Below are 7,346 nucleotides of genomic sequence, written 5' to 3'. Positions count from 1 at the left end.
CCCAGCAGTCCCTGCCATCCCTTGCGCGCGCCCACGGTGTGCTCCTTCCCGATGTCCGGTCCGGCCTCCCTTCATAGAGAGCCGTTCACACAGGAAAAAAGCACAAAACAGCAAAACAGAAAAACCTTGGCGGTGCTTGCGATGGCGGAACCATGACGGCCTGGGGATGGTTTCGCGCGAGCGTCTTGGTCAGAATCGAGTGCGTCCCGCGGCTCCGGGATTCTGAACCACTCCCGCAGGCTTTCGTCCGCAGTGCATTCCACTGGCGGAAGACGGCCTCTGCCGCCAACACCCCACCTGCCGTCTTTGCCCTCCATGCGCCTCGCACGCTCCTCTTGGCTCTGCCTCCTTCTTCTCCTGGCCGCGGCCTGCAACGGCTCCGGCGAATCCCCACTGCCGCCGCCCGACGCAGGCTCCTCCGTGGGTCAGGTGTCCGGGCAGGTCGTGCTCGACGACGCGGCCCCGCCGGCCGGAATCGCGGTCACGGTGCAGGGCTCCTCGCTCACGGCGACGACCGACACGGAGGGCCGCTTCACGCTGAAGGACGTCGCTCCAGGCGCCCATACCCTGGTTGTACGGACGCCCCGCTACCGTGAAGCGAGTGAAGCCGTGGAGGTGAAGGCGCGTGAGACCGCGTCAGTGACGCTCCAGCTCCAGCGCGAGCGCGGCGGCATCTCGGGCACCCTCCAGGTGGAAGGGGGCGCCAGCGCGGAGGGCATCACCGTCGCGCTGACGGGCACCTCGCGCCAGACCCAGGCGGACGCGCAGGGCCACTTCGTCTTCACGCAGCTGCCCACGGGCCCGTACACCCTGCAGGCGCTGAAGGAGACGTATGAGCCGGCGCAGGCGGCGGTGGAGGTGGGCGTGGACGCCCAGTCCCCTGTCACCCTGTCCCTCCTGCGCGAGCGCGGAACGGTGGCCGGGGTCTTCCAGTTGGAGGGCGGAGGGAGCGCCGGGGACATCACGGTGCTGCTCGCCGGCACGGACTTCAGCGCCCGCACGGACGCGGAGGGCCGCTTCACGCTCGCCGGGGTCGCCACGGGCACGTACACCCTGCGCGCGCAGCGCGACAGCTACGTCCAGCACGAGCAGCAGGTGGAGGTGCGCGCGGGCGCGAAGACCTCCGTCTCCGAGATCCTGGTTCGCGAGCGCGGCGGCGTGGCGGGCACCATCCTCCTGGAAGAAGGCGTGAGCGACAGGAACGTCACGGTGCTGCTCGTCGGCACGGACTTCACCACCCAGACGAATGCCCAGGGCCAGTTCAGCCTCACGGGCATCCCCACGGGCACGTACACCCTGCGCGCGCGGCGCAACAACTACGTCCAGCACGAGCAGCAGGTGGAGGTGCGCGTGGACGAGCAGACCTCCGTCTCCCAGACCCTGACCCACGAGCGCGGCGGCGTGGCGGGCACCCTCCTCCTGGAGGGAAGCACGAACGCCGGGAACATCACGGTGCGGCTCGTCGACACGGAGTTCAGCACCCGGACGAACACGCAGGGCCAGTTCAGCCTCACCGGCGTCCCCACGGGCGCGTACATCCTGATTGCGGAGCGCGACGGCTACGTCCAGCACGAGCAGCAGGTGGAGGTGCGCGTGGGCGCGCAGACCTCCGTCACCCAGACGCTGTCCCGCGAGCGCGGCGGCGTGACGGGCACCTTCCTCCTGGAGGGCGGCGCGAGCGCCGGGAACGTCACGGTGCTGCTCGTCGGCACGGACTTCACCACCCAGACGAACGCCCAGGGCCAGTTCAGCCTCACCGGCATCCCCACGGGCACGTACACCCTGCGCGCGCAGCGCGACGGCTACGTCCAGCACGAGCAGCGGGTGGAGGTGCGCGTGGGCGCGCAGACCTCCGTCACCCGGACGCTGTCCCGGGAGCGCGGATCCGTGGCGGGCACCTTCTACGTGGAGGGCGGCGCGCGCGCCGTGAACGTCGCGGTGCGGCTCGTCGACACGGACTTCAGCACCCAGACGAATGCCCAGGGCGAGTTCAGCATCACGGGCGTTCCCACGGGCACTTACACCCTGCGCACCCAGCTTGATGACTACGTCCAGTACGAGCAGTCCGTGGAGGTGCGCGCGAACGCGCAGACGTCCGTCTCCCGGACCCTGTTCCGCGAGCGCGGCGCCTTCACCGGACGCGTCCTGGTGGAGGATGGCGCGAGCGCCGAGGGCCTCACGGTCCTGGCCCATGGCCCGGAGAGCTGGGGCACGACGACGGACGCGGAGGGCCGCTTCACCTTCACCGGGGTGGTCACCGGCACCTATGCGGTCTCCGCCCGCAAGGACCACTACGCCAGCACGGAGGCCTCGGTGGAGGTCCGCGTGGACGCGACAGCGACGGTCGAGCTCACCCTGACGCGGCAGGGGGCTCCCACGCTCGTCGTGCCCAAGCTGGCGGTCCAGCGCGGATACCTGGAGCTGACCGGCTCCGGCTTCGGCGACAAGCGCGGGGAGTCCCGCGTGTCGGTGGGCGGCATCGAGGTGCCCGAGTACCTCTTCTGGTCCGACACCCAGGTGCTGGTGCGCGTCCCCACGAACGTCAGCCCGGGCCCGCGCGACGTCGTCCTGAAGCCCGGCCCGGACTGGCGCCCCGCCGCCACGGTCTCGCTCCGCGTCCTGCGGCAGCAGACCCTGGCGACGTCCAGCCGCGACTGGAACCTGGGCGTCACGCCGGAGAACACCCTCACCGGTTGGGGGCCCAATCCGCCCCTGGGCGGGCAGCGGCCGACCACGGGCGACATCGTGAGCGTCGCGGCAGGGGAGTACTTCGGGCTGGGCCTCAAGGCCGACGGCACCGTCATCGAATGGGGTGAGTACCCCAGCCCCCGGACGCCGATGCCCGAGGGCCTCTCCAACGTCGTCGCCATCTCGGCGGCCTCGAACATCGCGGCGGCGCTGCTGCGGGACGGGACGGTCGTGTCCTGGGGCGGCCTCGAGTACAACCGGACGAAGGTCCCCCCGGGCCTCCAGGACGTGGTGGCCATCTCTGTTTCCACCTACTACTCGTGGGCGCTCAAGGCCGACGGCACCGTCGTCAGCTGGGGCAACGACGTGTACGGGCAGGTCAGCGTTCCTCCGGCGGACCTGTCCGGCGTGACGGCCATCGGGGGCACAACCTTCGGCGGCGTCGCCATCACGTCAGATGGCACCCTCCGGGGCTGGGACTTCGGGGCCACCCACAACGGCTACGAGTACGTCACGGACCCGGTCGGCTTCATCGACGTGCGCGGCGGCTACGACATCCTCGTGGCCCTCCGGCAGGACGGCACCCTGCGCGCATGGGGACGCAATGACTACGGGCAGGCCACGCCTCCCGCGACGCTGACCGGCGTCGCGGACGCGATGCCCATGGGGACCTTCAACGGCGTCGCCCTGATGCAGGACGGAACACTCACGACGTGGGGCTCGTCGACGGCCTTCCGGCTCCCTCCGGCGGGGCTCGTCCTGCGGGTCGCTCCGCGCTGAAAGCCCACCGGCATGCATGAAAAAGGGCCGCGCGGGGAGTCCCCCACGCGGCCCTTCACTTCACTTCAGCGCGCCTTGGCTCAGGCCGGCTGGATGTCGCTGTTCTTCACGCGGAAGGTGCGCGAGGTGAACTTCGCCTCCAGCTCGCTGTCCGCGCGCTTGGAGTAGTCCTTGGCCACTTCCGCGGCGGGGATGAGGTGGAAGGTGGCGAGCGTCTCGTCCGCCTTCACCTCCATCATCACGAAGCCGTGCGAGTCCGCGTCCGCGAAGCGCAGGCCCGGGTTGGACGCCATGAGCGTCTTCTCCATCTCCGTGACGGCGTGCTGGTACACCGGCGCCCCCGTGGCGTAGCCCGCGCCAATCAGCGCCAGGCTGGCCAGGCTCTTGATGGAGCCGGAGGTGATGCCCGGCGCCGTCAGCGTGGGCACGCCCTCCTCCACCGACGCGAACGACGCGTGGATGTCCCCGGAGATGAACAGCGCGTTCTCCACCTTCTGCGCCTTGAGCGTGTTGAGCATCACCTTCTTCTGCGTGGGGAAGCCGTCCCACTGGTCCACGCTGAAGTAGAAGCGCTGGCGCAGCGTCGGGTCGCTGATGTCCGCCTGCTGCCGGAAGTCCCAGATGAGTGCCGACAGCGACGTGGAACTCACCACCATCTTCCAGGTGTTCTTCGCCGTGGTGAGGGTCTCCTGGAACCACTTCTCCTGCGCGGGGCCGAACACGTCCTCGCTCTTGCCGGCGGTCTGCTGGTACTTCACCGCCGCGAACAGGTCGAAGGTGTCCTTCACCACCACGTAGCGCGACCCCTGGATGTTGAAGAGCGACGCCTTGCCCATGTGCGCGTACGCCAGGCCATGGGGCATGTCCGCCGTGGGCTTGATCACCAGCGCCCGGTTCACCGCCGCCAGCACCTGGTTCACGTAGTAGAGCGCCACCGGGCCCTTCACCCACTGCGCGGCCTTCTGCGCGGCCTCCGCGTCCGTGAGGCCCGCGGCCTTCGCCTGGCTCAAGTACACGCCCTGGAGCACCTGCTTCTGGGTCGCGTACGCCGCGTCGTCGATGTCCACGTACGCGAACGTGTCCGTCTGGAACGCCGCCTTCACCGCCTCCGGCTGGGTCTGGAGCGCCATGCTCAGCAGCGTGTGTTCCAGCGCCACGGTGCCCGGATAGGCGTCCTCCGGGATGAGGTGGTCCGGCCGGTAGCTGCGGTAGTCCGTCACCAGCAGCTTCAGGTGCCGGCCGTACTCGAAGTCACGGTAGATGCGCGCGTTGGGGAAGCGCGGCTCCTGGGCCACGTCGATGACGCCCTCGGACGCCTGCGCCGTGTCCAGCGGGATGTACTCCAGGAAGGCCTGCTCCGCGTTGAGCTTGCGCTGCAGCTGCGTCTCGTCCCGCTTGCCGTCCTCGTACGTGGCCACGTCCTGCCAGCAGTCGTCGGAGAACTCGTGGTCGTCCCAGACGATGATGAACGGGTAGCGCTCATGCACCGCCTGCAGCTGCTTGTCCGTGCGGACGTTCTTGTACAGGTCGCGGTAGTTGGACACCGAGTTCGCCGCCAGGAACGCGGTGAGCCCCGTGCCCTGCGGGAGCGCCTCTTCCGGCGCGCTGAAGCGCACGGACCGGCCGCTTCCGTCGGACTGGAAGGACGTGTCGCCCGTCGTCTCGTAGACGTAGTCACCTAGGAACACGATGAAGTCCAGATCCGCGTCCAGCTGCACCAGCCGCTGCCAGGCGTTGTAGTAGCGGCCAATGAAGTCCTGGCAGCTGGCGAAGACGAACTTCACCGGCACGTCGTCCGTCGCCGCGGGCGCGGTGCGCGTGCGCCCCACGCGCGTGGTGTGGCGCTGGCCGTCCTTCTCGTAGCTGAAGCGGTAGTAGTACGTCGTGCGCGCGGACAGCCCCGTCACCTTCACCTTCACCGCGTGGTCATGCTCCGCCCGCGCCATGAGGTCCGTCTTGTCCAGCACCAGCGTCTTGAAGTCCTCCGACGGGGAGACCTCCAGCCGCAGGCGCAGGTCATCCCCGGCGCGCGCGGCGTCCTCCACGCGCACCCACAACACCACGCTGTCCGGACGCGGATCACCCGACGCCAGCGACTGCGGGAAGTAGGGCGAGCCAGCCGAGTCCTCCGGCGTCTCGGCGTCGTCGGAGCATCCAAAGGTCGTCGTCGCCGCGACAGCAACCACGGCTTGCAGGAACGTGCGGCGTTTGAAGGGGTTGAACAAGGCGATGGACTCCAGCGGGAAGCGGGGTGAAGGAGCTTCCAGACCGCGCAGTCTAGAGGCGCTCCTCCCTCCACACGAAACACCCCGGCGATGACCGCACGCGTCACGCGCCCAATCCCTCTCACGGTGAAGAAAAAGGGGCCGGTCCCCTCGCGGGTGACCGGCCCCTCTCACTCAGCTTCGAACCGCCACGCCGCTCCCCCCGGAGGTGCGCGGCGGCTCAATGCTCACGACCCGTTTGCGTGACTACTTCACGGCCTTCACGCGCGGACGCTTCTCGCCTTCCGCCGGCTCGCTGGAGGCATCCGCGGCGGGCGCCGCGGCGGCGGGCTTGCCGATGCCGTACTTCTCCAGCACCAGGGCCTCCACCTCCTTGTACGTGTCCGGGTGCTCGCGCAGGTACTCCTTCGCGTTCTCCCGGCCCTGGCCGATGCGCTCTCCCTTGAAGGAGAACCAGCTGCCGCTCTTCTCGATGATGCCGTCGTTGGACGCGAGGTCGATGAGGTCGCCCTCCTTCGAGATGCCCGCGCCGTACATGATGTCGAACTCGACTTCCTTGAACGGCGGCGCCACCTTGTTCTTCACGACCTTCACGCGGGTGCGGCTGCCCACCACGTTCTCGCCGTTCTTGATGGCACCCACGCGGCGAATGTCCATGCGCTGCGACGCGTAGAACTTCAGCGCGTTGCCGCCCGTGGTCGTCTCGGGGTTGCCGAACATCACGCCAATCTTCATGCGGATCTGGTTGATGAAGATGACGCACGTCTGGCTCTTGGAGATGGTGCCCGTGAGCTTGCGCAGGGCCTGGCTCATGAGGCGTGCCTGCACGCCCATGTGCGCGTCACCCATCTCGCCCTCGAGTTCCGCCTTCGGCACGAGCGCGGCCACCGAGTCCACCACCAGCACGTCGATGGCGCCGGAGCGCACGAGCATCTCCGCGATTTCGAGGCCCTGCTCACCGGTGTCCGGCTGGGACAGGAGCAGGTCGTCGGTGCGCACGCCCAGCTTGCGCGCGTAGCCCACGTCCATCGCGTGCTCGGCGTCGATGTAGCCGCACACGCCGCCCTTCTTCTGCGCTTCCGCGACGATGTGGAGGCACAGCGTCGTCTTGCCGGAGGACTCCGGCCCGAAGATTTCGATGATGCGCCCGCGCGGCACGCCGCCCACGCCCAGGGCGATGTCGAGCGAAGTGGACCCCGTCGAAATGGCCTGGACGTCCTTCATCATGGGCTCGTCGTTGCCGAGCCGCATGATGGACCCCTTGCCGAACTGGCGCTCCACCGCCGCCAGCGCCAACTCGATCGCCTTTTCCTTCTCCTGATTCACGGCCATTTCGAACAGCTCCTTGGAAGAGTGGACCACCCCGGTCCACCTGAACGCGCTTTTAGTACGCGATGGGTAGACCCTAGTCCACCCCTCTGACATCCGTTTCGGGTCCTGGCGGTCAGCTCTTGCGCAGGGCAGCCAGGAAGGCAGCCACCAGCCCGCCCAATCCGGCCGCCCAACCCGCCGGAACGTCCGGCACCAGCACCATCCCCAACCCGACCCCGGACACCACCGTCAGCAGCGCCAGGGCTCCGCGATACAGGGGAGAGCCCACGGAGGCAACCGTCAGCAGGGTCAGGGACAGGAGGGTCAAAAGCCCCTGCAGGA

At 68.8% G+C, this 7,346-nt stretch carries 3 protein-coding genes and 1 pseudogene; 1 reads left to right on the top strand and 3 read right to left on the bottom strand.

Annotated elements, in window-relative coordinates; all coding sequences use genetic code 11:
* Positions 1-420: 420 nt before the first annotated feature.
* Complete coding sequence (locus D7W81_RS37975) at positions 421-3,468, top strand: carboxypeptidase regulatory-like domain-containing protein (protein ID WP_158621770.1); 3,048 nt, start codon at positions 421-423, stop codon at positions 3,466-3,468.
* Positions 3,469-3,548: 80 nt separating this feature from the next.
* Here the strand turns inward: D7W81_RS37975 and D7W81_RS37970 are convergent, their stop codons facing one another.
* The 3 genes and pseudogenes from D7W81_RS37970 to D7W81_RS37960 form a co-directional block, all read right to left on the bottom strand.
* Positions 3,549-5,693 carry an alkaline phosphatase D family protein gene (locus tag D7W81_RS37970; RefSeq protein ID WP_120560252.1) on the bottom strand — a complete coding sequence of 715 codons (2,145 nt, stop codon included), beginning with the start codon at positions 5,691-5,693 and terminating at the stop codon, positions 3,549-3,551.
* A gap of 246 nt (positions 5,694-5,939) precedes the next feature.
* A complete protein-coding gene (gene recA / locus D7W81_RS37965; RefSeq protein ID WP_120560254.1) occupies positions 5,940-7,025 on the bottom strand; it encodes a recombinase RecA in 1,086 nt (361 codons plus the stop codon).
* Positions 7,026-7,137: 112 nt separating this feature from the next.
* A pseudogene (locus D7W81_RS37960) lies at positions 7,138-7,346 on the bottom strand (hypothetical protein); the annotation flags it as partial.

Source organism: Corallococcus aberystwythensis (assembly GCF_003612165.1).
GTDB lineage: Bacteria > Myxococcota > Myxococcia > Myxococcales > Myxococcaceae > Corallococcus > Corallococcus aberystwythensis.
The sequence above is the reverse complement of the archived record's forward strand: the minus strand, read 5'-3'. Positions and strand labels throughout refer to the sequence as shown.

Bases quoted from the DNA above. Each gene is read 5' to 3' on its own strand.
- recA (WP_120560254.1), bottom strand. From the start codon at position 7,025: ATGGCCGTGAATCAGGAGAAGGAAAAGGCGATCGAGTTGGCGCTGGCG.